Genomic DNA, 26,559 nt, shown 5'->3' with positions numbered 1-26,559 from the left:
GCAGAAAAGGAAAGAGTCACTATGAAATCGCTACTCGACCTGTTCAAGCAATTCACGCCGGATGAGCACTTCGATGCCATCCGCATCGGCATGGCTTCGCCCGAAAAGATCCGCTCGTGGTCTTTCGGCGAAGTGAAGAAGCCCGAGACCATCAACTACCGCACGTTCAAGCCCGAGCGCGACGGTCTGTTCTGCGCCAAGATCTTCGGCCCCATCAAGGACTATGAGTGCCTGTGCGGCAAGTACAAGCGCCTCAAGCACCGCGGCGTGATCTGCGAGAAGTGCGGCGTTGAAGTCACGCAGACCAAGGTGCGCCGCGAGCGCATGGGTCACATCGACCTGGCCGCGCCCTGCGCGCACATCTGGTTCCTGAAGTCGCTGCCATCGCGCCTGGGCCTGGTGCTCGACATGACGCTGCGCGACATCGAACGCGTGCTGTACTTCGAAGCCTACGTGGTGACCGACCCCGGCATGACCCCGCTGAAGAAGTTCAGCATCATGTCCGAGGACGACTACGACGCCAAGCGCAAGGAATACGGCGACGAGTTCATCGCCAAGATGGGCGCCGAAGGTATCAAGGACCTGCTGGAATCCATCGACATCGACCTGTCGATCGAACGCCTGCGCGGCGACCTGACCGGCTCCGAAGTCAAGGTCAAGAAGAACGCCAAGCGCCTGAAGGTGCTGGAAGCCTTCAAGAAGTCGGGCATCAAGCCCGAGTGGATGGTGCTCGAAGTGCTGCCCGTGCTGCCACCGGACCTGCGTCCGCTGGTGCCGCTCGATGGCGGCCGCTTCGCCACGTCCGACCTGAACGACCTGTACCGCCGCGTCATCAACCGCAACTCGCGCCTGCGCCGCCTGCTGGAGCTGAAGGCCCCTGAAATCATCGCCCGCAACGAAAAGCGGATGCTGCAGGAAGCCGTCGACTCGCTGCTGGACAACGGCCGCCGTGGCAAGGCCATGACGGGCGCCAACAAGCGCGCGCTGAAGTCGCTGGCGGACATGATCAAGGGCAAGTCGGGCCGTTTCCGCCAGAACTTGCTGGGCAAGCGGGTGGACTACTCGGGCCGTTCCGTGATCACCGTGGGGCCGACGCTCAAGCTGCACCAGTGCGGCCTGCCCAAGCTGATGGCTCTGGAGCTGTTCAAGCCCTTCATCTTCTCGCGCCTGGAAGCCATGGGCATCGCGACGACGATCAAGGCTGCCAAGAAGGAAGTCGAATCCGGCACGCCGGTGGTGTGGGACATCCTGGAAGAGGTCATCAAGGAACACCCCGTGATGCTCAACCGTGCGCCTACGCTGCACCGTCTGGGCATCCAGGCCTTCGAGCCCATCCTGATCGAAGGCAAGGCCATCCAGCTGCACCCCCTCGTCTGCGCGGCCTTCAACGCCGACTTCGACGGTGACCAGATGGCCGTCCACGTACCGCTGTCGGTGGAAGCGCAGATGGAAGCCCGCACGCTGATGCTGGCCTCCAACAACGTGCTGTTCCCCGCATCGGGCGAACCCTCCATCGTTCCTTCGCAGGACGTGGTGCTGGGCCTGTACTACGCCACCCGTGACCGCATCAACGGCAAGGGCGAAGGCCTGGTGTTCGCCGATACCGGTGAAGTGCAGCGTGCTCTGGACGCCGGCGAAGTCGAACTCGCCGCCAAGATCACGGTGCGCATGACCGAGTGGACCAAGAACAAGGAAACGGGTGAATTCGTTCCGTCCACCTCGCTCGTGGAAACCACCGCCGGCCGTGCACTGCTGTCCGAGATTCTTCCGAAGGGCCTGCCGTTCTCCAACATGAACAAGGCGCTCAAGAAGAAGGAAATCTCGCGCCTGATCAACGTGTCCTTCCGCAAGTGCGGCCTGAAGGAAACGGTCGTGTTCGCCGACAAGCTGCTGCAAAACGGCTTCCGTCTGGCCACGCGCGCCGGTATCTCGATCGCCATCGATGACATGCTGGTGCCTCCACAGAAGGCCGGCATCATCGAGCGGTCCGAGAAGGAAGTGAAGGAGATCGAACAGCAGTACGTGTCCGGTCTGGTCACCTCCGGCGAGCGCTACAACAAGGTGGTGGACATCTGGGGCAAGGCCGGCGACGAAGTGTCCAAGGTGATGATGGCCCAGCTGTCCAAGCAGAAGGTCATGGACCGCCACGGCAAGGAAGTGGACCAGGAGTCCTTCAACTCCATCTACATGATGGCCGACTCGGGCGCCCGGGGTTCTGCGGCGCAGATTCGCCAGGTGGCCGGTATGCGGGGCCTGATGGCCAAGCCTGACGGCTCGATCATCGAGACGCCCATCACCGCGAACTTCCGCGAAGGTCTGAACGTGCTGGAGTACTTCATCTCCACCCACGGTGCCCGTAAGGGTCTGGCCGACACGGCGCTGAAGACCGCCAACTCGGGTTACCTGACCCGCCGTCTGGTGGACGTGACGCAGGATCTGGTGGTGACCGAAGAGGATTGCGGCACTTCCAATGGTTCGCTGATGCGCGCCATCGTCGAAGGCGGTGAAGTGATCGAATCGCTGCGCGACCGTATCCTGGGCCGCACCGCGGCCGAGGACGTGCTGCACCCCGAGAACCGCTCGGTGCTGGTGCCTGCCGGCGTGATGCTGGAAGAAGACCTCATCGAAGAGATGGAAGCCGCTGGTGTGGACGAGGTGAAGGTGCGCACGGCACTGACCTGCGAAACCCGCTACGGCCTGTGCGCCAAGTGCTACGGACGCGACCTGGGCCGCGGCGGCCTGATCAACCTCGGCGAAGCCGTGGGTGTGATCGCTGCACAGTCCATCGGCGAGCCCGGCACGCAGCTGACCATGCGTACGTTCCACATCGGTGGTGCCGCTTCGCGTGCAGCCATCGCGTCGAGCGTGGAAGCCAAGTCCAACGGCGTGATCGGCTTCAACGCCACGATGCGCTACGTGAGCAACACCAAGGGCGAGCTGGTCGTCATTGCACGTTCGGGTGAGATCATCATCCACGACGAGCATGGCCGCGAGCGCGAACGCCACAAGGTGCCTTACGGCGCGACGCTGACGGTGAAGGCCGACCAGACCATCAAGGCTGGCACCATCCTCGCCAACTGGGATCCGCTGACGCGCCCCATCATCACCGAGTTCGCCGGCCAGACCAAGTTCGAGAACGTCGAAGAAGGCCTCACGGTGGCCAAGCAGGTCGACGAAGTGACTGGCCTGTCCACGCTGGTGGTGATCGACCCCAAGCGCCGCGGCGCTGCCAAGGTCGTTCGTCCACAGGTGAAGCTGATCGACGCGCAAGGCAACGAAGTGAAGATCCCTGGCACCGACCACTCGGTGACCATCGGCTTCCAGGTGGGCGCGCTGATCCAGGTGCGCGACGGCCAGGACGTGGGCCCCGGCGAAGTGCTGGCCCGTATCCCGGTCGAAGGTCAGAAGACCCGCGACATTACCGGCGGTCTGCCCCGCGTGGCCGAGCTGTTCGAAGCCCGTACTCCGAAGGACAAGGGCACGCTGGCCGAAATGACCGGTACCGTGTCGTTCGGCAAGGAAACCAAGGGCAAGGTCCGCCTGCAGATCACCGATCCTGAAGGCCACGTGTTCGAAGAACTCGTGCCCAAGGAAAAGAACATCCTGGTGCACGAAGGCCAGGTGGTGAACAAGGGCGAATCGATTGTGGACGGCCCTGCCGATCCGCAAGACATCCTGCGCCTGCTGGGCATCGAAGAGCTGTCGCGCTACATCGTGGACGAAGTGCAGGACGTGTACCGCTTGCAGGGCGTGAAGATCAACGACAAGCACATCGAGGTGATCGTTCGCCAGATGCTACGCCGCGTCGTGGTCGAGAACGTCGGCGAGTCGAACTACATTGCCGGTGAACAGGTCGAGCGCTCCGAGATCCTGAACACCAACGATGCACTGCACTCCGAAGGCAAGATCGCCGCGACCTACAGCAACCTGCTGCTGGGTATCACGAAGGCATCGCTGTCCACCGACTCGTTCATCTCGGCGGCTTCCTTCCAGGAAACCACCCGCGTGCTCACCGAGGCTGCCATCATGGGCAAGCGCGACGAGCTGCGTGGCCTGAAGGAAAACGTGATCGTGGGTCGCCTGATCCCTGCCGGTACCGGCATGGCTTACCACCAGGCACGCAAGGCCAAGGACGCCATGGACGACGCAGAGCGCCGTGCCATCGCCGACGCTGAAGCGGCAGAAATGGAAGCCCAGGCGGATACGGCGGACGTCGAAGGCGGCGCCACGGTGTCTGCCAGCGACAACACGGCCGACTAAGGCAACGCCCGAACAGGTCTGCGCCATGCGCGAGGGACTTGTTCGCCGCTGCCCCGAGCCCCCGGGCCGTCATTGAAGCGCTCCCGTCCTGTCCCAGGCAGGCCGGGAGCGTTTTTCATGGTGCCTCTTTTTCCGTTCATCTCTTCTTCGGGCCGTGCGCGCCACGTGGGCGCCGCCGGCAGATGTGCATTGCATGTGGTCATCGCCTCTTTTCTGGATCGTCTTTGCCATCGCACTGTTCTGGGCGCTGGGGGCCTACAACCGGTTGATGCGGTTGCGCTCGGCCGTCGTGCAGTCGTTCGGCAGTTTTGACGCCCACATGGTGCGCCTGATGGCGCTGCTGGGTGAGTTTCATGCGTCCTGCGCCGTGCAGCGCGACGGGGCGATGCCGCCGCCGGCGGACCAGGAGATCGCAGCGCTGCAGGGCGCCACCACCCAGCTGAGTGCGTCGCTGGCCGTGGCCCGTGCCCGGCCCTTGCGTGCCGATGCGATGGCCGCGCTGGCTGCAGCGCGCGATGTGCTGCATGCCAGCTGGCCCGGCGCGCTGCGCAAGGCACAGGAAGCCGCGGCCGCTGCACAGCCGGCTTCCGCCCCGTTGGCGGCACAGGCGGCCGAAGGGCCGGTGGCGGTGGCGACCACAGCCACACCGGGCGAAGAGGAGGGGGAAGAGGGCGCGGCCCCGCTGGCCGAGGTACCGCCAGCGTTGTTCTGGCCGGTGCGCTGGAACGACCACATACAGCAGAACGAACAGGCCATCGCCGTCTTCAACGACGCAGTGGTCCAGTACAACGAAGCCATCGCCCAGTTCCCGGCCAACCTGCTGGCCTGGGCGTTCGGCTTCAAGGCGGCGCGTGGGCTGTAGCCCCTGACCGCAAGGACCCACCATGATGAGCCCCTCACATTCCCACGGCGGTGCACCCCGTGCCCCGCGGCGCCCGCAGGGTGCAGGCCCTGCGCCCGCTGGCCACCGCAACAGCGCGCCATCGGCCGCCCACCAACCGCCGCCGCAGCAGCAGCAGCAGCCGCCGCAGCAGCAGCAGCAGCAGCAGCAGCAGCAGCAGCAGCCCGTGGCGCTGTGGCAGCAACTGCTGGCCGTGGCCGCCGCGCTGCAGGCCATTCGGTCCGGTCAGTCCGGCACAGCGGCGCTGGCGGCGGTGGACGCGGCCCTGCGCCCCGGCGTGCAGGCGCTGCTGTTCCAGGTGCTGCGCCAGGCCGGGCGCGCCGAAGCGCTGCGCCGGGCCATGGTGCCGCGCACGCCGCCCCCGGCCGCAGACGCCTTGCTCTGCACCGCCCTGGCGCTGTGCTGGAACCCGCAGGAATCTCCCTATGAGCCCTTCACCCTGGTGAACCAGGCGGTCGAGGCCGCCAAGCGCCACACCGCCACGCGCGCACAGGCGTCCTTCATCAACGGCTGCCTGCGCAGATTCCTGCGCGAGCAAGCCGCGCTGGTACAAGGCACCGACGCCGATCCGCTGGCGCGCTGGAACCACCCCGCCTGGTGGATAGCGCGCTTGCGCAAGGACCACCCTGCGCACTGGGAGCAGATCCTGCAGGCCAACAACACCCACGCGCCCATGACGCTGCGGGTCAATACACAAAAAAGCACACTACCGCTCTACCAGCAAGCGCTAAGCGCTATAAATTTGGAAGCAAGGCCGGTGGGCCCGTCAGGGCTGGAGCTGCGCCAGCCCGTGCCGGTGCAGGCCTTGCCGGGCTTTGGCGACGGCCAGGTGTCCGTGCAGGACGCGGCTGCCCAGCTGGCGGCGCCCCTGTTGCTGAACGGGCTCGACCTGTCTCAGCCCCTGCGGGTGCTGGACGCCTGCGCCGCCCCGGGCGGCAAGACCGCCCACCTGCTGGAAATGGCCGGTGCCGGTGCGCCCCTGCAGGTGACCGCGCTGGAGATCGACCCGGTGCGCAGCGCGCGCATTGGTGAAACCCTGCAGCGGCTGGGACTGCAGGCAAACGTGCTGGTGGCCGATGCCGCGCGCCCCGAGGACTGGTGGCAGCAGCACTGCGGCGGTGCGCTTTTCGATGCCATCTTGCTGGATGCGCCCTGCACGGCGTCGGGCATCGTGCGGCGCCATCCCGATGTGCGCTGGCTGCGCCGCGAGAGCGACATCGCCCAGCTGGCGGTGCTGCAGGCGCAGCTGCTGGCGGCCTTGTGGCCGCTGGTGCGCCCTGGCGGGCGGCTGCTGTACTGCACCTGTTCCGTGTTCCGCGCCGAGGGAGACGGGCAGGTTCAAACGTTTCTTGCGCACAACACCGATGCGCAATTGCTGCCGTCGCCCGGGCATTTAATTCCCGGTAGTGGGGACAAGGCCGGGGCTGTCCCGGACAATCAGTTCGGTGACCACGACGGATTTTTTTACGCACTGTTGCAGAAATCGCCGCAATGAGCCTCCACGGGCCCATTGGCACCTGCTGTGTGGCTGGATCCTGGTGCTGTGGGGCTGCCTTTTCCTCGCATCCACCGCCCTGGCGGCCTCATCCTCCGTCCCCGAAGTGGGCGACCTGCGGATCGACCGCACCGAAGACGGCCTGTACCTGAGCGCCAACCTGCAGGTCGCGCTGCCCGAGCTGGCCGAGGATGCCCTCTACAAAGGCATCCCCATGTACTTTGTGGCCGAGGCCCAGGTCACCCGCGACCGCTGGTACTGGTACGACCGCCAAGTGGCAGAAACCAGCCGCTATCTGCGCCTAAGTTACCAGCCCCTGACCCGCCGGTGGAGGTTGAACATCTCCCCCGTCCCCTTCACCAACAGCGGGCTGGGCGTGGTGCTGGGCCAGACGTTTGACGAATATGAAGATGCGATGGCCGCCATACAGCGCTTTTCAAGGTGGAAGATCGCCGATGGCGACGTCATGGATGCCGACGGGGTCCACACCGTCCACTTCCGGTTCCGGCTCGACACCTCCCAACTCCCTCGGCCCTTCCAGATCGGCGCCGTAGGCCGCACGGGCTGGAACCTGCTGGTGTCGCGCAGCCAGCGCATCGGCGCTCCCGAGCCCGCCAAGTGAGTTCCGAACCCTCCAGCCCGTCCCCCTCCGCCTCTGCCCACGCGGCGGCCCGCCAGTCCCGCGCTGTGCGTTGGGCGGTGGGGGTGGGCGCGGCCATCATGTCGGCCATCGGGCTGGTACTGCTGTTCCTGCTCACGCTGGCCACCAACAACCGCGCCCTGTACGAGCGCAACTACGCTTGGCTCTTCGGGGTGAACGTGCTGGTGGCGCTGCTGCTGCTGGCGGTGCTGGCCTGGGTAGCGGTGCGCCTGGCCATGCGGCTGCGCAAGGGGCGCTTCGGCAGCCGGCTGCTGGTCAAGCTGGCCGCCATCTTCGCGCTGGTGGGCCTCATGCCGGGGCTGCTGATCTACGTGGTGTCCTACCAGTTCGTCACCCGCTCGATCGAAAGCTGGTTCGACGTGAAGGTCGAGGGCGCGCTGTCCGCCGGTGTCAACCTGGCCCGGGTGTCCCTCGATTCGCTGGCCGCCGACATGGCCTCCAAAACCCGCAACGCCGCGGCCCAGGTGGCCCAGGTGCCCGACGCCGCGGCCGGGCTGGTGCTGGAGCGCATCCGCGACCAACTGGGCGCCACCGACGTCGTGCTCTGGAACGCGGCGGGCCAGGCGGTGGCCAGCGCCGGCCAGTCCCGCTTCAGCCTCAACCCCGAGCGCCCCAGCGTGTCGCTGCTGCGCACCGTGCGCCAGCAGCGCGCCAGCGCCCTGATCGAGGGGCTGGACGATGTCTCCGACCCCGCCGCCGCGCAGAACGCGCGGGTGAAGGTGCTGGCACTCGTCAGCAACCCCAGCGTGGGCCTGCTGGCCGAGCCGCGCTACCTGCAGGCCACATTGCCGCTGCCAGCCGCGCTGGTAGCCAATGCCATCGCCGTGCAGGAGGCCAACCGCGAGTACCAGGAACGAGCCCTGTCCCGCGGCGGCCTGCGGCGCATGTACGTCGGCACGCTCACACTGAGCCTGTTTCTGGCCGTGTTCGGCGCGGTGCTGCTGGCCGTGCTGCTGGGCAACCAGCTGGTGCGGCCCCTCTTGGTGCTGGCCGAAGGCGTGCGCGAAGTGGCGGCAGGCAACCTGAGCCCCAAGGCCGCGCTGCAGGGCAAGGATGAACTGGGCGGCCTGACGCGGTCGTTCGCGCTCATGACGCAGCAGCTGGCCGACGCCCGCCAGGCTGTGGAGCTGAGCATGGGCGAGGTCGATGCCGCGCGCGCCAACCTGCAGACCATCCTCGACAACCTCACCGCCGGCGTCATCGTGCTGGACGAGCGCGGCGTGATCCGCTCGTCCAACCCCGGCGCCACCCGCATCCTGCGCGCGCCCATGGCCGCCTACGAAGGGCGGGCGCTGGCAGAAGTGCCCGGCCTGTCCGAGTTCGCGGCGTCCGTGCAGGGCCACTTCGACGCCTTCCTGGGCGACAACGAACGCCACGGGTTGGATCATTGGCAGCAACCGTTCGAGCTGCATGCGTCGTCCATCGGCGTGGGCCAGCACGCCACCAGCCTGGTCGCGCGGGGCGCCGAACTGCCCGATTCCGCTCGACTGTTGGTTTTTGACGACATTTCGGAGATTGTTTCTGCACAGCGTGCGCAGGCCTGGGGCGAGGTGGCGCGCCGCCTCGCACACGAAATCAAGAACCCCCTGACACCCATCCAGCTGTCGGCCGAACGCCTGGAAATGAAGCTCGCCGGCAAGCTGCCGGCACCCGAACAGGCCGTGCTGACCAAGTCCGTCAAGACCATCGTCGACCAGGTCGACGCGATGAAGCGGCTGGTCAACGAGTTTCGCGACTACGCCCGCCTGCCCGCCGCGGAATTGCAGCTGCTGGACATCAATGCGCTGGTCACCGACGTGCTGAACCTCTACGGCGAAGAGAACGCCACCGTCCGCGTGGAAGCCGAGCTGGACCCGCGTTGCCCCTCGATAGCGGGCGATGCCCAGCAGCTGCGCCAGGTCGTCCACAACCTCCTGCAAAATGCCCAGGACTCCACCGAGCAAGCGCGCGCCACAGCCACCGAGCCGCTGCCGTCCGTGCGCATCATCACCCGCTGGAGTGAGTCTTCACGCCGCGTGCGGCTCACCGTGGCCGACAGCGGCGGCGGCTTTCCGGCACACATCCTGCAGCGCGCTTTCGAGCCCTACGTCACCACCAAACCACGCGGCACCGGCCTGGGCCTGGCCGTGGTCAAAAAGATCGCCGACGAGCACGGCGCACGCATCGACCTGTCCAACCGCACCGAAGATGGCGTGGTGCGCGGGGCCCAAGTGTCGTTATCATTCGCCCCTGAACCAGCGTTGGCGGCATAACAACACCGCCCCGCAGTACTTCCCAAGGCGTTTCTACACACATGGCAAACATTCTGGTGGTCGACGATGAGCTCGGCATTCGTGATCTGCTGTCGGAAATCCTGAACGACGAAGGTCACAGCGTAGACCTCGCAGAAAACGCCACCCAGGCGCGCAGTGCCCGGGCCGGGAACAGCTACGACCTGGTGCTGCTCGATATCTGGATGCCCGACACCGACGGCGTCTCCCTGCTCAAGGAATGGGCCACCGCCGGCGTGCTGACCATGCCCGTGATCATGATGAGCGGCCACGCCACCATCGACACCGCGGTGGAGGCCACCCGCATCGGCGCCTTCTCCTTCCTGGAAAAGCCCATCACCCTGCAAAAGCTGCTCAAGGCAGTAGAGCAGGGCCTGGCCCGCAACGCCGCCCACCAGGCCGCACCTGCCGCCGCCGCCCAGGCACCCGTCCAGCCCCCGGCCGACCACACCTTTGCGCAACTGCCCGCCGTGTCGACCGTGATGGCCGGCGTGGACGCCGGCCCCCACGCCCACCAGGGCTTCGACCTCGACCGCCCCCTGCGCGAAGCGCGCGACGGCTTCGAGAAAGCCTATTTCGAATTCCACCTGGCCCGCGAAGGCGGCTCCATGACCCGCGTGGCCGAAAAGACCGGCCTGGAACGCACCCACCTGTACCGCAAGCTGCGGCAGCTCGGGGTGGACCTGGGCCGCGGCAAGCGCGGTTGATCTTCAGGCATCGTCAAAAATTTCCGTTCATCGCCAGAAAGCCATTTTTTTCTGGTTATAATTTGAGGCTCAGGCCCGGTAGCTCAGTCGGTAGAGCAGAGGATTGAAAATCCTTGTGTCGGTGGTTCGATTCCGCCCCAGGCCACCAGTGTTTATGCGCCCCAGCACCCGAAAAGGTCCTGGGGCGTTTCTACATTTCGGCTCTGCTTTCTACAATCCTCCGAACTGGAGGGATGAATGGACGCCGTCAAAGATTTTTTTAGTTCTATTCGTGAGTACGTGCGCGACAAGACGGCGAACCCGTTTTGGGGCGCCTACGTGCTGGCTTGGGTTGCAGTCAATTTCAGGTTAATCGTGGTCCTGCTGGCATCCGGTGAGGCGGCCCAAAAGATTGCATACATCGACGACACCTTGTATCCCTCATTGACAGTATGGCTCGTGCGCTTTTGGCTCGGTCCTATGGCACTTGCGGCATTTTTTGTCGTGGCCTCGCCGTTTCTTCAAAGGTGGGTCACCACTTTCACTAGAGCACGAGACGCAGAAACCATCCGACAGCTGCTGCGAATTGAAGAGCAGGAACCGTTGACGAAAGAACAGGCTGATCGACTTCGTAAGCAGCTTCATGACGAGCGCGCCAGAAGAATGGCAGAGGTTGACGAGCTAAAGGCGGAAAACGATGAGCTTCGTCAGCAGCTTGATTCTGTGGCACGCGCTCAAACGCTGCAAAAGGATGAGCCGGATAAGGGCGTAGTTGAACGCACCGACACCTCCCCGTCTTCAAATCAGGACAGCTTCAAATTTCGAGAGAGTGATTTCATCTCAGTGCCGCAGCGGACCATGCTAAAAATTGTTGAGCGCGGGCTGCGGCGGAAGGAAGCAGAAGCCCTGTATGTGGTGAGGAACAAGTCGTTACCCCGGGCAGCATGGGCAGCAGAACTCGCGTTGAAAGAGCATCACGAAGAAAACGTGCTGCTGGAGCGGCTGAAGGGACTTGAGCTCGTCGAAGAGAATCCGTCGCCTTCTGGTCGTGGCCTATCCTTCATCCGAATTACGTCGGCGGGCAGCCAGGCGCTTGAGGCTATGGCGATGCGCGGTTTCATCGGAGCGGCTTAATCCTCTCACCGACTCGGGACCGAACATAGTGCTCGGTCATATCTCGGTTTTTGTGCGCCAGCAGCTTCTGCGAGTGCGCGAGGTCCCCCGTGTCGGTCGCAGCCTTCGCCCGAATGTCTCGAAACTGGAAATCCACCTTTGCCAGTGTGCGGGCCTTGTCAAAGCGTGAGCGCAGCGTCCCCTGGCTGAGCGGCTGGCCGTTTTCGTCCTGAATCAGAAACGTGCTGATGGCCTTGCGGGGTCGTCGGTTGATTCGTTCGACGACAGCCGCCAGCTCGCCCGTGACCTCGATGCCCAGGCGCGCCCCAGTTTTGTTCTGCACGATCCACAGCGCTCCATCCCGAATGTCGGTGCGCTTGATCTTGAGCACATCGGCGGGGCGCTGGCCCGTGAGCAGTGCAATGTCCATGGCATCCACCACCGTGCAATCCGCGTTGGCCCGCACGCGGTCGAATTCCTCGTCGGTGACATAGCGTGAGCGCCCCGTTTCCTTGAAGCCCTTCACGCCCTGGCAAGGGTTCTGCGCGGTGGTGAAGCCCCATTCCCTGGCCTTGTTGAAGATGTGTGAGAACAGGGCTTTCTCGCGGTTGGCGCGCACCTTTGCCACCTGGCCGCGCAGGTCCATGTATTGACGAATGTGCATGGGGGCGATGGCCTCGATGGGCATGTGACCGAACACGCGCAGCAGGTTGGCGAGTTCCTTGTCGTTGTCGCGTCGGGTCTGCACGCTCTTGGTGGGGAACACCTCGCGCAGGTACCGCCCGGCCACCACTGAAAACAGCCGGGTCGATTCGTCCTCGCGCACGCCTTCACGTTGGGCCCAGAGGCGCAGGGCTTCGGCGCGGTCGTTGGACAGCTTGGTCCAGACGCGGGGCAGGGTGCCGCTCACGTGATACCAGACGTTGCCCTTGCGATGAAAGCGCGGGGGATCATCGAAATTGGACTGTCTACGCCGACCCATCATGCCTCCTGCATTGCGCCGAAATTGGGCTGATAAGCCTGAACCTCAGGCGTACCGCAGCCCAGAGCCTTTTCTGCGTATTTGCGAGCCACGATGGCACGGCCGTTGCCGTTGATTTCAAAGCGCCAGCCCTTCGTGCGCAGCCACTCCACTTGCTTCTTTTGAGTTTTGAAACCCGTGAGCGTGCTGAGTTCATCGGCTGTGAGAAAGAGAGGCGTGTCCACGTCCGCACCTTCATCGCCGAGCTGCCGAGCGTGTGCGATCAAGCGCCTGCATCGCCTTTGCGGCACGCGATGAGACAGGGGCCGGCGTGGCGTCGATGTTCGGGGGCGCTGGTGGAAGCGGCGTGGGTAGACCGTCGTCGTCAATACTGAAACTCGCTGTAACGTTGAGCCCAATCTCGGGCAGCTCTTCGAACACAGGCTCATTGGCCGATCCGGCGTGTAGGGCCCGAAGCCCTGTCACGATGTCTTTCGCCTTTTGGTACTGGTCGCGCAGCACGCAGATCTGGCGATACAGCAGACGAATCTCATTGACCTGGTCCGTGAAGATATGACCACGGCCGTACTGTGACTCCCAGTAGAGTGCCAGGACGGCGGCCCTGGGAGGCCGGCCCTCGGATAGCCATCGATGCACCGTGCGCTCAGTGACGGCCAGGTGTTTGCAAACGCGCTGGACGCCGCCCAGTTCGTCGATGAATATGCGCAGAAGGTTGGGGCCGTAGATGTCTTTGGGCGCGTGGAAGAACATGGTGAACCTCGTTTCGTGGCCGCTGGCTGGCCTACATGGGGTTAAGCTGCAAGGGCCGATCACGGATGGGGTTTTGTGGCTCGGTGGGCGCTCATGTGTTGCTGCACGTGAGCGCTTTTCTCATTCCGATTCAGGTAGCGTGAAAGCCTGTCTGAACTTGGCCTTCGTGAGCACAATCGTGGCCGCCCCTTCCTTGCCCGGCTTGGTGCGGATCGTGATGTCGTAAATGGCTGGAGCGCCGTAGTGCTTGATGTCGTTGAACACCTCATCGCTGATCGCTACTTTCATGGGTTTCTCACCCACAGCATTCGGCGTTTCCACCTGACCGTCGCTGATGAAGTGCACATTGGCGCCCTTGATGATTTCGCCGGTCTTTTCGCTGGTGAATTCGTACCGGTCAGCACGCAGTACGAGAACGGTTTCGCTCATGATGTTTTCCTTTTGGAGAAGGCCTTAGGCGGCCAGTTTGAGTAGTCCGCTTCGATAGTCGAAGGCGGGTCTTTCGCGCACCAGGCTGGTACAGCGCCTGGCGTTTGCACGAACGGGGGAGAAATCAGCAGGCAGCATTTGCCCCTGACGTTCAATGAGCTGTGTGTCGGTGGCGAGCCAGGACACACCCACTTCTTCAAGCTGCTTGCGCCGGCGGTAGAAGGTTGGCCGCGTGCTACGTGCCTTCATGTCTTCCTCACCGTGGGTGGCGAGGCCCAGCCAGAAGCCGTGAAGGTTGCCCGCGAGGGCGAGCGAGTAGTGGGCTTCCAAGCGGTCGCGCACAGCCAAGCTGGTCCGCACGATCTGTACGCCGTCCTGGCCTTCACGCAAGAGGCGGCCTATTTCCTTATCGAAAACTGCCTGCAGGTATTCCGTGGTCACCTCACGGACCTTCGGTTTGTGGCCGAAGTCGTAGTCCAGCTTTTCCGCGTGCACCTCGACCTCAGCGCGCAGGCGGTTGTTGGCCAGGCGCTGGAAGGCCGCCACCTTGCGATAGGCCTGCCGTTGGGCCCAGTCGGGTGCGGCGTCGTGTGGCTTGTTCTCGTGAAAGAAGTTGCGCAGTACCCAGGCCAGGCGCTTGCGGTCGTTCTTCTGGAATTCGGGGCCCTTGTGGTACAGCTTGATCGTGGTGGTGGTGCCTGGCACGAAGATGGATTCGTTGCCGTACTTCTGCATCTTTCGGCGCGGGAAGGCTACGTGGTAGATGCCCTCGAAGAACTCCTGCACAGCCTGGTAGGGGAGTCGGAAGGATTCCGCCCAGTCCACGCGCTGCACCGTCCAGTTGGCGGTATGGGGCAATTCGATGCCCATGAGCTGCTGCAGCAGCGTGCGCACGTTCTCGCAGGCCGTCTGCATGTCCTCGATCACCCCGTAGACGTTCTGGCCGTGCATGGCCTTGGGGACTGAGCACTCCACGATCAGATAGGGCGGGCTGGCGTGCCATTCCGGCTTGCCGCTCTTGGACTTCTGGCAGTCCTCATACATGGGTTTGACCATGATTCGTGAGTCGTAGGAGCCCTTGAGGTTGGTGCGGGTGACTTCCCACAGGAGCTCGCCGGTTTCGTTCAGCACCTGGCAGTAGCTCTGCCCCTGAGCTTTGACCTTGTCCACTATGTTGCGGGCCATGTAAGGGCTTTTGATCCGTACCGTATCGAGTCCCATGAGCTGCTGCGCTTCGCTGGCTGCTGTCTCACTCATGAGACTCATACGGGGTGTTACTGCCCGTGAACAGGAAAATTTGCGCTGTTGCACGAAGAGCCTCCTGGGTGCGTTGAGGTGCAGCCTTCGCGCCAGAAAAGGGGCGGCGATGCAGGCCCTTGGCGGGCTGCGTGGGCGCGCGGTGCAGGGCGCGGCTGGTGGGGGTAGACCACCAGGCGAAAGTGTCTTGGGCGGGCTTCTGGCTCATACCTTCACCCAGGGCCATAGCAGCGCGAGTTGCACGGGCTTGATGAACAGGAAGATGCCCTCGTGATCGATGAGGAACGAGAAGGGGCCGGTGTTGGCCGAAGGGGAGGGGAGCACGTACCAATCGAGCTTGGCAATGCCCAAATCGAGCTTGACCATGATTCAGAGCCTCTGTGTGGGGTGTTGATGGGGTTGCCGGGGCCAGGGTGTCGGCGGGGCGCTGTGGCCCTGCATCTAGGCCGCTGCGGCTGATGAAAACCGTCCGGGGGTCCTGCCAGGTCAGGAGGAAACCGGCAGCGCGCCAGATGGCCACATAGCCGTCGAAGCACTGCAGCTGGCGGAAGCGCTTGCACCGGCCATCGGGGAGCGTGGCCCTGGCGATCCAGCCACCGCCGCCTGCCTGATCCGCCGCCCTGGCGGACGTGGTTCCCTCCCCCCCCGCATGCACTGGCGTGCAAGCGGGTGCCCCGGTCGGCGCCTTGTGGCGCCACGTCAGGGGAGGGCTGGGGGGCACAGAGGCCCCCTGTTGATCAATGAGGTGGCGCATTGCCGTCGCGCCTCAGCCGACCAACGCTTGAAGCACCTCCATCGGCTCGGCGCGGCCCTTGCGGCGCGCCTGAGCCTCTGTGTCGCCGTCCACCACGGCGCGCTGCAGGTCCGCCATCGCCAGCGCCAGCAGGTCGCCCACCGTAGCCGCCTTGGCCTTGTTGCTGACACCAAGCAGAAAGCCGTCCGATTCCGCAGGGCCATCGGCAGACGGCACGCCCACCAGCTCACGGCCCATCAAGCGGGCGTAGAGCAGGCCGTTTTCGGCCAGGCGGCGCAGCAGTGCAATAGCTTGGGCCTGGGTTGCCGCCGATGGGCTCTCGGACAAGAAGCCGTTGCGGATTGGCAGCGTCATGCCCGTTCGGATCGCTTCCTCATTGTCCTCAATGCAGTCGAAAACCCGATCCACCTGGGCGCTTTCCAGGCTCGGCGTGATGCGCATGAATTGCAGTTGCACGCTCTGCGGGCGGGGCAGTTTTCCTTGGTTTTCCGAGGGAAAACCGTCGGTTTCATCGGTGCCGCCATCGGTTCCACCCACCACGCCAGCGGGGAACACATCGCCGCGCGCCTTGGCCTTGGCGCCGGGGGCGTCTTCGTCGTGGAAGTTGTAGCCCTCACCCTCGAAGAACTCGCGAAGGTCTTCGAGGAATTGCGCGTCGGGCACGTAGTTTCCCGACTCAAAGCGCTTGATCTTGTGGGCGGGGAGGTTGGATTTCTCGGCAGCCTGCGCTTGGCTGAGGCCGAGAAAGTTACGAGCGGCGCGAGACTCGTTCGGGGAAAGCGCCAGTTCAGAAAAGTCGATCATGAGTCCATCCATAAGTTACGAATACGACGAAATGCCGTATTCGTAACTTTATGCGATGGTTACTCTAAATGTCAAACTATTTTTTGGGTAACTTTTCAGGTGGTGAGGTATGACCGTGGCTGTCTAGAAATCTGTCCAAACGCTCGGCGGACGCGGCAATCTGCTCGTCGCTAAAAGGCTCTTTGCTCACCACCGCATCCCTTGTCAAACGGCCCATCTCACGCCCCATGCCGACAATCATGTCGGCGCTGAGCAGCACTTCTCGGACCTTTGCCTCACCATGACGAGCCAGCGCCAGTGAACGTAGGAGCGTCACGACGGCATTGCGCTCGTCAGCGGCCAATAGGCCCAGTAGGAAAGATGCTCTTCCACGTGCAACGTGATCATCCTCAGCCTCTCCATCCACTAGAAGATCGGCGATGCTCTGCGACTTAAAGGGAGCCTCTGACCCGAACAGCAGCTTATTCGGTGATATTTGCAAGGCTTGGCATAGCTCGCGAAGCTCCCGGGCGCCAGGCATGTTCCGACCCGCTTCGTAGGCCTTGATAGCCGATAGAGAAAGGCCGCTCTTGGTCGAGAGCTGACCTTGGGTGAGGCCGCGCTCTGCTCGGGCACCAATCAACTCCGAGGCAAAGGCGTTTGGCGATGGGACTGGGGGGAGCTTTTCGGAGTCCAAGGGAGTGTCTACAAAAGTGATGTCTACCTAGGATACACGCGCCTTCCCGCGGCACAGTCCCGCGCCCTTTTGTAGAGGGTTTTTTCTTGTTGGCCGTTGATCTGCAAAGTTTTTTTGAGAGATTGAAAATCCTTGTGTCGGTGGTTCGATTCCGCCCCAGGCCACCACTACTCATTTTGTAGTCGTCCATAGACGTCCGCAAAAGCAAAAAAGCCCTAAGTAAATCAACGACTTAGGGCTTTTTTCATTCCAGACCCGTCCGCAGTTATTCGCCCCAAGCCAGCCCAAAGTGGGGGCAACTTTGGGGGCAACTGCTAGGCTCAGGGGTAACTGCTGCAAAAGTTGCCCCCAATGCCTCTGACAGACACTGCAATTCGCAAGGCCCAGCCTGGGCCCAAGCCCCGTAAGCTAGCCGACGCAAAAGGCCTCTACCTTGAGATTTCCCCGGCTGGGGGCAAGTGGTGGCGGCTCAAGTACCGCATAGCCGGGAAAGAAAAGCGGATTTCACTGGGCACCTATCCAGAAACAGGGCTTCGCCAAGCCCGCGAGAAGGCCGACAGCGCCCGCGAACTGCTGGCCAGTGGCCAAGACCCTAGCGACCAGCGCAAAGCAGAGAAGGCACGAAATGTGGTCGAAGATGCGGCCGCCGCGCGTGCGGAGGCTGGATTGCCCCCAGAAGAGAGTCTTGAGCATGTGGCCAGGGAGTGGTTTGACACCCGGAAGGACGAATGGGCGCCCAGCTATGGGGAAAAGATCCTGCGGCGGCTGGAGGTCGATGTGTTCCCGTGGGTGGGCTCTGAGCCCATCAGCTCCATCACGCCCCACCAACTGTTGACGGTGTTGCGCCGTATCGAGGCGCGCGGTGTTGTTGAAACCGCACACAGAGCCTTAGAGAACTGTAGCCAGGTGTTTCGGTATGCCGTGGCCACCGGCCGGGTTCAGAGCAATCCGGCCCGTGATCTCAAGGACGCTCTACGCAAGCCCATGGTGAAGCACTTCCCTGCTATCACTGATCCTGCCCGGCTGGGTGAACTGCTTCGCGCCATTGATGCCTACAAGGGAACACATGTGGTCCGGGCAGCGCTGGCGCTGCTCCCTATGGTGCTTCTCCGCCCAGGTGAGCTGCGCAAGGCGCGGTGGGAAGAGTTCGACCTCGATAGAGCCGTTTGGACCGTCCCCGCAGAGCGGATGAAACGGGAGAAGGCGGGAAAGTTGTTTGGCAAGCCGCATGTTGTGCCGCTGGCCACCCAGGCCGTAGCGGTGTTGCGTGACCTCCACGCTCTGACAGGCAGCAGCCCATACGTATTTCGTGGGGAGAGGCATCACGACCGGCCAATGAGTGATGCCGCTGTGAATGCGGCGCTCCGGGCGATGGGGTTTTCAGCGGACGAGGTTACAGGACATGGCTTTAGGGCGACTGCCAGAACAATGCTTGCAGAACGTTTGGGTGTTGCTGAATCCGTGATCGAAGCTCAACTCGCACACTCGGTAAAAGATAGCCTTGGCCGAGCCTACAACCGCACAGAATTTCTTGCAGAACGCTTTGAAATGATGCAGTCTTGGGCAGATTACTTAAGCGTGCTCAAAGTGCCATCTTGTCAAAATATAAAATTGAATAAGGCGTTGATGTAATCATGTTAACTAAATACACGTCACGCAATGGTGTGCAGTATCTAATGACCCCTGGACACGGGATTTTTCCTGGAGGGAATTTATTTACTGTCATCGTTGGAAAAAACGGCACGGGCAAAAGTCGAATGCTCAGAAACATTGCCTTGAATTTTCTGAAAGATGATGTGCCGCCAGATGCGTTCGAGCGAGAGGAGCGAGCTCGTATTTTAAGCGCAGAAAGGTATACCGTAGACGCGCATGTGAGACCCTCAAAAATCATATGTGCTTCTGCTAGTCCATTCGATCGCTTTCCATTGCTGCGTCGAAACGAATCTATCTTGAATTATAGCTATTTGGGTCTCAGAGGATTATCTACAAATAATTTGAGCTTGAGCTATATGTCGAGGGTCATGGCAGCCCTAATTGGATCGGTATTTGGGCATCGATCTAGGTTAGAGGGGATTGCAAATATATTGGAGTATCTTGGGTACCAGCCGGTATTCAAGGCATCCTTCTTTTTGGGTGTTGGTGGAAAGCTGTTGGATTCAATGTTTTCTTCGCAGGATCCAGCCTCGATATTGCGGGAAAGTTTTTTACGACCCCAATCATTTCCAACGACCGCTGACTCAGCCGTCGGATTTAAATTATTTCAAGAGGCTTCAAGACATGATATGGATTATGCGATAGATGTTCTTTCTGTCTTTCGGAGAAGAAAAATAAAGCCTCGCGTTGATGTTGTTCTGCATTTGAATGGTATTGAAGTCTCTTCAGAGCTGAATGAAAAAGATGTTATGGTTTTGTTGCGCTGCGGTCTACTTAGACTAAAAGACGTCGAAATGTTCAAGCAAAATGAAACAGAGCCCATTCGAATCGCTGAGGCAAGTTCTGGTGAGCAGTCTGTGGTAATGAGCCTTCTCGGAATAGGAAGCCAAATTGAGGACGGTGCGTTAATTTGTATAGACGAGCCTGAAGTCTGCTTGCATCCGGAATGGCAAGAGAGATACATTCATCTGTTGACATCAACATTTCAAGGTTACCGTGGATGCCACTTTTTAATAGCCACCCACTCTCCGCAAATTGTCGCCGAGCTGCCGAATACGAACTGTTTTGTTACCAATATGGAAACAAAAGAAATATATTCTGGTAAAGATGTCTATAGAAAATCTATTGACTTCCAATTGGCGAATGTGTTTGATACGCCGGGTTTTGGAAATGAGTATCTAAATCGTATTGCACTAAGCACTTTTCTGAAAATCGGGAAAAATAAATTAGTGGATCAAAAGGATAGGGAGAATTTTGAAATCCTCGATAGACTGTATGATCGAATGGATGAGTCAGATCCGTTAAAAGATCTTGTAGTGGCGTTGCGAGAGCTGTTTGTTAAATATGGCTGATATTCTCAAGCCAGTAAAATTCAGCCCTGACGTTGCTGCATTGATAAAAAAGAAGCAAAGTGACAAGAGTTTCACATATCATTGCTGGAGCGATGAAGATTTAAAGCCTCTACGGATCGAAGTAAGAAATTTCTATCGGGATATGCAAAAAGGCCGTTGCGCATATTGCCGAAAAGATATCTCTCTGCGATCAGCGAGTAACTGTCATGTGGAACATATTGCGCCGAAATCGTTGCATGAAAAGTTCATTTTTACACCAGAAAATCTCTGCGTAATCTGTGCTGATTGTGATGAAATAAAAAGAGCGCAAGAAACTATGTGCGCCATTCCTGATACGGTAGTTGCTCGTAAAACGAGGCGAGTCAGGTATCCATGCACGACAAATGCTTTTTACATAGTGCACCCACATTTTGATAAATATGATGATCACATATTGATGGTGGGAAAGTTCTATGTTGACATGACCGATAAAGGTGGTTTTACCATCCGCGTTTGCGACTTAAACAAGAGGTTGAGAAAATTTGGTTGGGAAATGCCTCCAAGTTCTGATGAGGATTTAGCGGAAGTAATGGGCGATTTTCTCGCAACCTCAGATCCTGCTATCCGGCGGAGAAAAATTAGAAAACTGCGGGAGATGTTGATTTTCGAGTGACGCAAAATTTCAGAGGGTTAGAGAAGCGTGAGGCGTCCTTTAAAGGTCGCGGGGGGAGTCCCGGTACATGAGCGTAAACGTCCCTGTTTGCCGATGTCGTTCGAGAAAGATCGTGCGATCTCCGATCGTTTTTTTATTCAGTTCTCTAGGCACGAATCGCTGAAATTAGGCATGGAACAGCGGAGTCATCCACGCGATAACGACGCTGCAAATCTACGTGTAGTTTCCGGGAAAAGAGCTATGGCGCGCAGTGGAGACCCCGCCTCACCTGCCCTCTAAAGAGCCCTTTTCTGCTGACCCTGCCGACTATGGCCTGCGCAAGGCGTGGTGCGGCTTTGAGCGCGAGTTTTGAGCTGCTTCGGGTGACGTGATTTGACGGCTTTTGCCTGGTGGCTCGCGACCGAGCAAGGGCGCCGGGTTACGGCACGGACATATGATGATGGACCGGCAGAGTTCGGCCGGAGACCGCCGTTGGACAGAACTGTCTCATAGCTGCAGTTGGGTCACTACCCGCAGGCTTGCAGTCCAAACCGCACTGTCTATGTTCCGGTGCCTGCCTACTGGCAAGCTATAGTTTGCTGAGTTAGTGCTTGCCGGGTTTGGAGTAAATTTTATACCTGCGCTTTGGAATAGAGCACTAACCGCAAGCGCGAGCTGTAAGCCGCTTTCAGGAGGTACCAGTATCCAGAATATCCCGCACAGTCCAATTTATCCCGCAGGTTTTGCGGGATAAATCACCTCAGGCCTACGAAACACCTCTGCCACCATGCCCAGCGAAAAGAAGCCAAAACCCGAGGCTGATGACCTGCCCTCCCCAGAACAGTTCTGTCTGGCAGTTCCCCTCTACGACCCCTATCGCTTCGACTACGAGAGCAGCGGCGGCTTCTTCTCCATCGAGCACTTCAAAGGAACCTTGGACTTCTTCTGCCCGGAGTGCGGCTCGCACAGCGTCTTCAGGCTCGCCCGCGAGGCAAAGTACCAAGACACCTCCCATGCGCGCAATCACATCTTCTCGCTGCCATTCGTGTGCTCGCGAGATGGCAGCCATCGAGCCGACTTCATCTTCCGCGCTCACAAGGGCGTGATCCAAAAAATCGGCCAATCGCCTTCGCTCGCCGACATAGCCACACCCGACCTCAAGAAGTACCGCCCAGTGTTGGGCCAAGAACGCCACCGCGAGTTGGTTAGAGGTGTCGGCCTTGCCACTCACGGAGTCGGCGTCGGCGCATTCGTCTATCTCCGTCGGGTCTTCGAGTGGCTTATTGATCAAGCGCGTCTTGCAGCGTCGGCGGAACCTGACTGGTCTGATGATGCTTACATACGCGCCCGTATGGAAGAGCGAATCACCCTTCTTGCCAACTATCTTCCTGATTTCTTGGTTAAGAATCGCGGCCTATACGGAATACTGAGTGTCGGCGTTCACACCCTTACCGAGAAACAATGTCTCGACGCCTTTCCTGCAGTGAAGCTAGCCATTGAGCTGACACTCGACGACTTGCTAAAGGCTCACGAAAGGAATGAGAAGCTGAAGGCGGCTGCAAAGGCACTTGAAGCGCTCAAGGGAACGGTTGGAAAACCGGAGGCCTAACCCCTTGCTCAACCGGAGAGCCAACGGTGGATGCCGTTAACTGGTGACCACTCAGTCCATTCCATCGTGACCGCTGAGTTCAGCGTCATGACCGGCTGCAACGGGCCCGAAACCGCACTAGGAAAAACTACCCCAAAGCTACCGTAGATTCGGTACCCGCTGGCTCGCAGTCCAAACCGCGCGGTCTAAGTGTCCGGTGCGGGCCTGCGGCAAGCTATAGTTTGCTGAGTTGATGCCTGCCAGGTGTGGCGGAAATTTTATACATGTGCTTTTGAACTGCGCACTGACCCCAAGCCCTGGCTGCATGCCGCTTCCAGGAAGAATCAGTGTCCCGAACATCCGGCACCGTCCAGCTGATCCCGCATGTTTTGCGAGATACATCACGTTATGCCGCAAGGAGTTTTTTTGACGTTAAATGATCTAGCGGTGTGGGCGACGCTCGGCGCGTTCGTCATCCCTCTAATCTCGTTGGCATTCTCAGCTCGTCGATGGTTGACGATCCGCGACACTGAGCTTAAGGCTGCGAGGTTTCAGACCTATCACGTACTAGTGCACAGCATCAGCTCGGGAACAAACGAACGCGGCATCATGAAGCTCACGAGCCAAATCGCGTACGTGTATGAGCTAAGGAATTTCCCAGAGTACGCGCACCTAACCGAGACAGTTTTGACGCTACTTCGAAAAGATTGGACTGATAAAGAGGCGAGTCAGGTGAAAACAGAACTCATCAAAGCAATTGACCAGACGTTGGCCCATGTCCAACGAGCGGCATAACAGGTCGTTCGACGCGGACACGCAGCGGCATTGCGCCGCGACGCGTCCTGGTGAGCATACGCCTCGCGGCGCAATGCCACTGAGTGCCGGTCAACTCCGACGTTAGACATCAAGGGGAATTCGTCATCACTATGCAAGATCACATTGATCGGTATCGCCAACTCGGCTTCCTCGAAACACCTACCGACTCTGGAACGGGCTCATGCATTCTTGTCAATCTGAAGCAGCGTCGCGTGGTGAAGTTCAACCAAGATCCAGCGTATGACAAGTTCGTCGAGTTCATCAGGTCCAATCCCGATGCAGCTTTTCCGGAGATATTTCTTCACGAGAAGCCACTCGGAGAGTTCAGGCCTCTGTCGAACGACGAGTACACGGTCACTGAGATCGAGCAGTTGGTGCCGCTGTCCGGAGAAGAGCAACAAGCAGTACTGAAATGGGTTAAAGCGGAGTTCAGCTGGCTGCAATCGGGGGCGCAACCGCGCGAGTCTGTTGATGATCCACTAGGGCTCGGCCCGGCTTTCCACATCCTGCTCAATGAGGCCAAACGCGTCAACGTATGCCTCGATGTCGAGAAGGGGTCCAATTTCATGAAGAGAGCGATGGAGAGTGGGTCACGCGTTGTTTTCACTGATCCATACAACTGATGCCTATCCATTCCATCGAGAGGACTTGTCCCGGCAAGCCGGGCCAAGTCTCTAGTTGTGCGGGCTGAGGCAAGGGCTTTGATCTCGCCGCGCGAGAGCAGCAGGGCCCCGCGCAGGCTTTCTTCCGAAGGTCTCGCAGTGCTCGCACTGCTCGACGTTGGCGGCGATTTCCGTAAAGCCGAAGACGCCCATCGCCAGGGCCACGAAGTGGAGGCCGTCGGTGAGTTCCGGCACGCTGAAGGAATAGCGGGCCGTGCCGGAGTTGCCGTCCGTGCCCGCCAGCCCCAGCACCAGGCCCGGAAGGATCATGCCCACGGCTTTCTAGCAGCGAGCCCGGGGCGAGCACGGCCGCACCGACAAGCCCGCAACCATCAGCGAGAAGTATTCCGCCGGCCCGAACCTGAATGCCAGCTCGGCCATGGGCACTGCGGAGGCGGCCAGCGACATCGTTGAGCCGAGCAGTGCGGGGTACCGGGGCGGGTTCGACAACTAACCCGGCCGGTGTGCCGCAACGGGGCAATGGGGGCTGATTGCCCCACTGCACTGCACTGCACTGCAACGCAACGCAACGCTGCGCAGCGCGGCCCGGTCGTTACTTCGCGGAGCGCCGCTGCCGCGCCCGGCGCGACACCATATTGAGCACCTCGACCAGCGCTGAGAACGCCATCGCTGCGTAGATGTAGCCCTTGGGGATCGGCGCGCCAAAGCCTTCCGCGATCAGCGTGGTGCCGATCAGGAGCAGAAAGCCCAGCGCCAGCATCACGATGGTGGGGTTGGCCTGGATGAAGTTGGCCAGCGGCGTGGCGGCGAACAGCATCACGGCGACGGTGACCAGGATCGCGATCACCATGATGGGGATGTGGGGCGTCATGCCCACCGCCGTGATGATGCTGTCGATGGAGAACACCAGATCCAGCATCAGGATCTGCCCGATGGCTGCCGCCGTGGTCAGGCCCGGGCCTTGCGGGGTGAACACGTCGGGGCCGGGGTCGGGGTCCACGCTGTGGTGGATTTCCTTGGTGGCCTTCCAGACCAGGAAGAGGCCCCCGGCGATCAGGATCACGTCGCGCCAGGAGAAGCCTTTGCCGAAGAGAGTGAACACCGTTTCGGTCAGGCCGACGATGAAGGCGATGGTGCCCAGCAACGCCAGCCGCATGACCAGTGCAGCCCCGATGCCGATGTTGCGCGCGCGGGCGCGGTCCTTCTCGGGCAGCTTGTTGGTGAGGATGGAGATGAAGATCAGGTTGTCGATCCCCAGCACCACCTCCATCGCAATGAGGGTGGCCAGGGCGATCCAGGCGGCGGGGTCGGCCGCGAGCGTTTGCAGGTAGTCCATGGTGTGCAGCTGTAGTGAGGGGATACCGGTCGGCTCCAGCCTGCATCGCATCCCTGCTGTGCAGGCGTGCGTGGGCTCCATGGCCGCTCGCTGTTTCCCGCGGGCGGGAAACGCGCGCATCTTAAATCGCAACCCGCGCTGGCGGTGCGCGCGCGGGCCGCCGCTGCACACAATGGATGCCGTCCTACTTGGCAGCCCGGTGGCCCGGTGGCCCGGTTGCCGCGGGTGCGGGTGCGGCCCCGCTGGCCTCACGTCAGGTTCAAGCCACCGTCCGACAGCAGCACTTCCCCGGTCAGATAGTCCGAGGCCACCAGCATCGCCACGGCGTGGGCGATGTCGTCGGGGCTGGCCGCGCGGTGCATGGGGGCGCGTTCGCGCCACAGGGCCTGCGCGGCGGTCCAGTCGGCCGTGAGCGGCGTGTCGACCAGGCCAGGCGCCACGGCGTTGACGCGGATGTCCGGCCCGAGCGACAGGGCCAGCAGGCGGGTCAGGTGGTTGAGCGACGCCTTGCTCACCGCATACGGAATGGACGCACCCTTGGGGCGCACGCCTGCGTGCGAGCTGATGTTGACGACGCTGCCCGCGCGGCCACGCTGCGCCGCCGCGCGCAGGGCGGGCTCGGCCAGGGCGACGAGGTGAAAGGGCGCCACGACATTGACCTCGTGCAGCTCATGCCACACCGCCGACGTGGCCGCCGCCAGGTCGCCGTGCGGGATGACGCGGCTGATGCCGGCGTTGTTGACCAGCACGTCGAGCTGCCCCCAGGCGCCCATGGCCTCGTCGACCAGCCGGATTCGGTCGGCTTCGAGCGCCAGGTCCGCCTGCACATACGTTGCCTGCACCAGCTCGGCGGCCATGGCGCGCCCCGTGTCGGCCGAGCTGCGGGAGTGCAGGACCACCGCATAGCCCTCGCGGCGGAGCCTGCGCGCAATGGCGGCGCCGATGCCCGATGTGGAGCCGGTCACCAGGGCCACGCGCAGCGGGGTGTGGGGTGTCGAAGGGGCGGTCATGGGGCAATCCTCGGGTTGGGGGCGCCGTGGCCCTGGGTCAGCGGGCCGGGTCTCTGGCAGCACCGGCGCGCCAGAGGTGCCGGCATCATGCCGCACACGGCGCTGGGCGCCCGCAGACGTCGCTATCGCCCGGCCATCGCCTTGCAGGTGCCTTGAAACACCTTCTGGTTCGCGGGCTTTCTGGCTTCGAGGGTTTGTTCCTGCTCGTACTTGGCCTTCGCCTTGGCAAAGGCGTCGGTCTTGCGGTACTCGGTAAGGTCGGCCGACAGCGCGGCGAGGTTCTGGCGCCAGTTCTTGTCGATGTCCTGGGCCAGGTCCGGGTGCAGGGCGCTGCAGGTGGCCACCGTGGCCGCGTCGATGACATGCATCTCGCGGTCGAGTGCGGCCTGAAAGTCCTGCTTGGACTGCGCGTGCGCGCAGGTGGCGGCCAGGGACAGGGTGGTGATGACGGCAGCGAGTTTCATGGTGGGCGGTGAAGGATGACAAACCCGCCATGGTGCATGAGGCGCCCT

The 26,559-nt window shown here is 61.4% G+C and carries 23 protein-coding genes, 1 tRNA gene and 1 pseudogene; 13 read left to right on the top strand and 12 right to left on the bottom strand.

Annotated features, from left to right (window positions below; genetic code table 11):
* Positions 1–21: 21 nt before the first annotated feature.
* The 8 genes from rpoC to ASG27_RS06660 all read left to right on the top strand — a co-directional run bounded on the left by rpoC (position 22) and on the right by ASG27_RS06660 (position 11,407).
* Positions 22–4,260 carry a DNA-directed RNA polymerase subunit beta' gene (gene rpoC, locus ASG27_RS06695; protein ID WP_056410076.1) on the top strand — a complete coding sequence of 1,413 codons (4,239 nt, stop codon included), beginning with the start codon at positions 22–24 and terminating at the stop codon, positions 4,258–4,260.
* Positions 4,261–4,453: 193 nt separating this feature from the next.
* Positions 4,454–5,122: a LemA family protein gene (locus ASG27_RS06690; protein ID WP_056410074.1), complete on the top strand. Its 669-nt coding sequence runs from the start codon at positions 4,454–4,456 to the stop codon at positions 5,120–5,122.
* 205 nt (positions 5,123–5,327) lie between these two features.
* Positions 5,328–6,656, top strand: a complete 1,329-nt coding sequence (rsmB, locus tag ASG27_RS06685) for a 16S rRNA (cytosine(967)-C(5))-methyltransferase RsmB (RefSeq protein ID WP_056411516.1) — start codon at positions 5,328–5,330, stop codon at positions 6,654–6,656.
* A gap of 43 nt (positions 6,657–6,699) precedes the next feature.
* A complete protein-coding gene (locus ASG27_RS06680) occupies positions 6,700–7,278 on the top strand; it encodes a DUF4390 domain-containing protein (RefSeq protein ID WP_235503845.1) in 579 nt (192 codons plus the stop codon).
* Positions 7,275–9,569, top strand: a complete 2,295-nt coding sequence (locus ASG27_RS06675) for a sensor histidine kinase (protein WP_056410071.1) — start codon at positions 7,275–7,277, stop codon at positions 9,567–9,569. Before ASG27_RS06680 ends, ASG27_RS06675 begins: the two co-directional genes overlap by 4 nt.
* A gap of 41 nt (positions 9,570–9,610) precedes the next feature.
* Positions 9,611–10,294, top strand: a complete 684-nt coding sequence (locus tag ASG27_RS06670; protein WP_056410070.1) for a response regulator — start codon at positions 9,611–9,613, stop codon at positions 10,292–10,294.
* A 72-nt stretch (positions 10,295–10,366) separates the two neighbouring features.
* Positions 10,367–10,442, top strand: a tRNA-Phe gene (locus tag ASG27_RS06665).
* A gap of 89 nt (positions 10,443–10,531) precedes the next feature.
* On the top strand, positions 10,532–11,407 hold the full coding sequence (locus ASG27_RS06660) for a hypothetical protein (RefSeq protein ID WP_056410068.1): 876 nt from the start codon (positions 10,532–10,534) through the stop codon (positions 11,405–11,407).
* On the opposite strand, the gene ASG27_RS27480 is transcribed toward ASG27_RS06660, so the two are convergent.
* The 8 genes from ASG27_RS27480 to ASG27_RS25800 form a co-directional block, all read right to left on the bottom strand.
* On the bottom strand, positions 11,391–12,368 hold the full coding sequence (locus tag ASG27_RS27480; RefSeq protein WP_056411513.1) for a tyrosine-type recombinase/integrase: 978 nt from the start codon (positions 12,366–12,368) through the stop codon (positions 11,391–11,393). The two genes, ASG27_RS06660 and ASG27_RS27480, sit on opposite strands and share 17 nt — an antisense overlap.
* Positions 12,368–12,592: a DUF4224 domain-containing protein gene (locus ASG27_RS27120; protein ID WP_162240433.1), complete on the bottom strand. Its 225-nt coding sequence runs from the start codon at positions 12,590–12,592 to the stop codon at positions 12,368–12,370. Before ASG27_RS27120 ends, ASG27_RS27480 begins: the two co-directional genes overlap by 1 nt.
* Before the next feature lie 10 nt (positions 12,593–12,602).
* Positions 12,603–13,118, bottom strand: coding sequence for a hypothetical protein (locus ASG27_RS27115; RefSeq protein WP_056410064.1), 516 nt, complete (start codon positions 13,116–13,118; stop codon positions 12,603–12,605).
* Positions 13,119–13,238: 120 nt separating this feature from the next.
* Positions 13,239–13,547 carry a hypothetical protein gene (locus tag ASG27_RS06640; RefSeq protein WP_056410061.1) on the bottom strand — a complete coding sequence of 103 codons (309 nt, stop codon included), beginning with the start codon at positions 13,545–13,547 and terminating at the stop codon, positions 13,239–13,241.
* 24 nt (positions 13,548–13,571) lie between these two features.
* A complete protein-coding gene (locus tag ASG27_RS06635; RefSeq protein ID WP_056410059.1) occupies positions 13,572–14,804 on the bottom strand; it encodes a phage/plasmid replication protein, II/X family in 1,233 nt (410 codons plus the stop codon).
* 204 nt (positions 14,805–15,008) lie between these two features.
* Positions 15,009–15,170, bottom strand: a complete 162-nt coding sequence (locus tag ASG27_RS26545; RefSeq protein WP_156370538.1) for a hypothetical protein — start codon at positions 15,168–15,170, stop codon at positions 15,009–15,011.
* Positions 15,171–15,570: 400 nt separating this feature from the next.
* Complete coding sequence (locus ASG27_RS06630) at positions 15,571–16,362, bottom strand: helix-turn-helix domain-containing protein (RefSeq protein ID WP_056410058.1); 792 nt, start codon at positions 16,360–16,362, stop codon at positions 15,571–15,573.
* A gap of 76 nt (positions 16,363–16,438) precedes the next feature.
* Positions 16,439–17,038 carry a helix-turn-helix domain-containing protein gene (locus ASG27_RS25800; protein ID WP_162240432.1) on the bottom strand — a complete coding sequence of 200 codons (600 nt, stop codon included), beginning with the start codon at positions 17,036–17,038 and terminating at the stop codon, positions 16,439–16,441.
* A gap of 351 nt (positions 17,039–17,389) precedes the next feature.
* Here ASG27_RS25800 and ASG27_RS06625 point away from each other — a divergent pair, with 351 nt between their 5' ends.
* The 5 genes from ASG27_RS06625 (at position 17,390) to ASG27_RS06610 (ending at position 23,701) form a co-directional block, all read left to right on the top strand.
* Positions 17,390–18,670, top strand: coding sequence for a tyrosine-type recombinase/integrase (locus tag ASG27_RS06625; RefSeq protein ID WP_056410057.1), 1,281 nt, complete (start codon positions 17,390–17,392; stop codon positions 18,668–18,670).
* 44 nt (positions 18,671–18,714) lie between these two features.
* The gene (locus tag ASG27_RS25795) at positions 18,715–20,043 is read left to right on the top strand and encodes an ATP-binding protein (protein WP_162242306.1); all 1,329 of its coding nucleotides are present in this window, start codon (positions 18,715–18,717) and stop codon (positions 20,041–20,043) included.
* Positions 20,036–20,695, top strand: a complete 660-nt coding sequence (locus ASG27_RS26540) for a hypothetical protein (protein ID WP_156370536.1) — start codon at positions 20,036–20,038, stop codon at positions 20,693–20,695. The genes ASG27_RS25795 and ASG27_RS26540 overlap by 8 nt, the downstream gene beginning before the upstream one ends.
* A 766-nt stretch (positions 20,696–21,461) precedes the next feature.
* A complete protein-coding gene (locus tag ASG27_RS06620; RefSeq protein ID WP_056410055.1) occupies positions 21,462–22,283 on the top strand; it encodes a hypothetical protein in 822 nt (273 codons plus the stop codon).
* Positions 22,284–23,140: 857 nt separating this feature from the next.
* Complete coding sequence (locus ASG27_RS06610; protein ID WP_162244549.1) at positions 23,141–23,701, top strand: hypothetical protein; 561 nt, start codon at positions 23,141–23,143, stop codon at positions 23,699–23,701.
* Between the two features lie 126 nt (positions 23,702–23,827).
* Here the strand turns inward: ASG27_RS06610 and ASG27_RS06605 are convergent.
* From ASG27_RS06605 to ASG27_RS06590, 4 genes and pseudogenes are all read right to left on the bottom strand, one after another.
* A pseudogene (locus tag ASG27_RS06605) lies at positions 23,828–24,154 on the bottom strand (tripartite tricarboxylate transporter permease); the annotation flags it as partial.
* A gap of 139 nt (positions 24,155–24,293) precedes the next feature.
* Positions 24,294–25,037, bottom strand: coding sequence for a TerC family protein (locus ASG27_RS06600; RefSeq protein ID WP_056410047.1), 744 nt, complete (start codon positions 25,035–25,037; stop codon positions 24,294–24,296).
* A gap of 248 nt (positions 25,038–25,285) precedes the next feature.
* Complete coding sequence (locus ASG27_RS06595; RefSeq protein ID WP_056410046.1) at positions 25,286–26,047, bottom strand: SDR family NAD(P)-dependent oxidoreductase; 762 nt, start codon at positions 26,045–26,047, stop codon at positions 25,286–25,288.
* Between the two features lie 122 nt (positions 26,048–26,169).
* On the bottom strand, positions 26,170–26,511 hold the full coding sequence (locus ASG27_RS06590) for a hypothetical protein (protein WP_056410043.1): 342 nt from the start codon (positions 26,509–26,511) through the stop codon (positions 26,170–26,172).
* Positions 26,512–26,559 lie beyond the last annotated feature (48 nt).

Source organism: Acidovorax sp. Leaf191 (genome assembly GCF_001424425.1).
GTDB lineage: Bacteria > Pseudomonadota > Gammaproteobacteria > Burkholderiales > Burkholderiaceae_C > Acidovorax.
The sequence above is the reverse complement of the archived record's forward strand: the minus strand, read 5'-3'. Positions and strand labels throughout refer to the sequence as shown.

Coding starts and splice junctions, on each gene's coding strand:
- ASG27_RS26540 (WP_156370536.1), top strand. CDS start 20,036: ATGGCTGATATTCTCAAGCCAGTAAAATTCAGCCCTGACGTTGCTGCA.
- rpoC (WP_056410076.1), top strand. CDS start 22: ATGAAATCGCTACTCGACCTGTTCAAGCAATTCACGCCGGATGAGCAC.
- ASG27_RS06670 (WP_056410070.1), top strand. CDS start 9,611: ATGGCAAACATTCTGGTGGTCGACGATGAGCTCGGCATTCGTGATCTG.
- ASG27_RS06595 (WP_056410046.1), bottom strand. CDS start 26,047: ATGACCGCCCCTTCGACACCCCACACCCCGCTGCGCGTGGCCCTGGTG.
- ASG27_RS06640 (WP_056410061.1), bottom strand. CDS start 13,547: ATGAGCGAAACCGTTCTCGTACTGCGTGCTGACCGGTACGAATTCACC.
- ASG27_RS26545 (WP_156370538.1), bottom strand. CDS start 15,170: ATGGTCAAGCTCGATTTGGGCATTGCCAAGCTCGATTGGTACGTGCTC.
- ASG27_RS06600 (WP_056410047.1), bottom strand. CDS start 25,037: ATGGACTACCTGCAAACGCTCGCGGCCGACCCCGCCGCCTGGATCGCC.
- ASG27_RS06630 (WP_056410058.1), bottom strand. CDS start 16,362: ATGATCGACTTTTCTGAACTGGCGCTTTCCCCGAACGAGTCTCGCGCC.
- ASG27_RS25795 (WP_162242306.1), top strand. CDS start 18,715: ATGACCCCTGGACACGGGATTTTTCCTGGAGGGAATTTATTTACTGTC.
- ASG27_RS06620 (WP_056410055.1), top strand. CDS start 21,462: ATGCCCAGCGAAAAGAAGCCAAAACCCGAGGCTGATGACCTGCCCTCC.
- ASG27_RS06635 (WP_056410059.1), bottom strand. CDS start 14,804: ATGAGTGAGACAGCAGCCAGCGAAGCGCAGCAGCTCATGGGACTCGAT.
- ASG27_RS06690 (WP_056410074.1), top strand. CDS start 4,454: ATGTGGTCATCGCCTCTTTTCTGGATCGTCTTTGCCATCGCACTGTTC.
- ASG27_RS27480 (WP_056411513.1), bottom strand. CDS start 12,368: ATGGGTCGGCGTAGACAGTCCAATTTCGATGATCCCCCGCGCTTTCAT.
- ASG27_RS27115 (WP_056410064.1), bottom strand. CDS start 13,118: ATGTTCTTCCACGCGCCCAAAGACATCTACGGCCCCAACCTTCTGCGC.
- ASG27_RS06625 (WP_056410057.1), top strand. CDS start 17,390: ATGCCTCTGACAGACACTGCAATTCGCAAGGCCCAGCCTGGGCCCAAG.
- ASG27_RS06660 (WP_056410068.1), top strand. CDS start 10,532: ATGGACGCCGTCAAAGATTTTTTTAGTTCTATTCGTGAGTACGTGCGC.
- ASG27_RS06590 (WP_056410043.1), bottom strand. CDS start 26,511: ATGAAACTCGCTGCCGTCATCACCACCCTGTCCCTGGCCGCCACCTGC.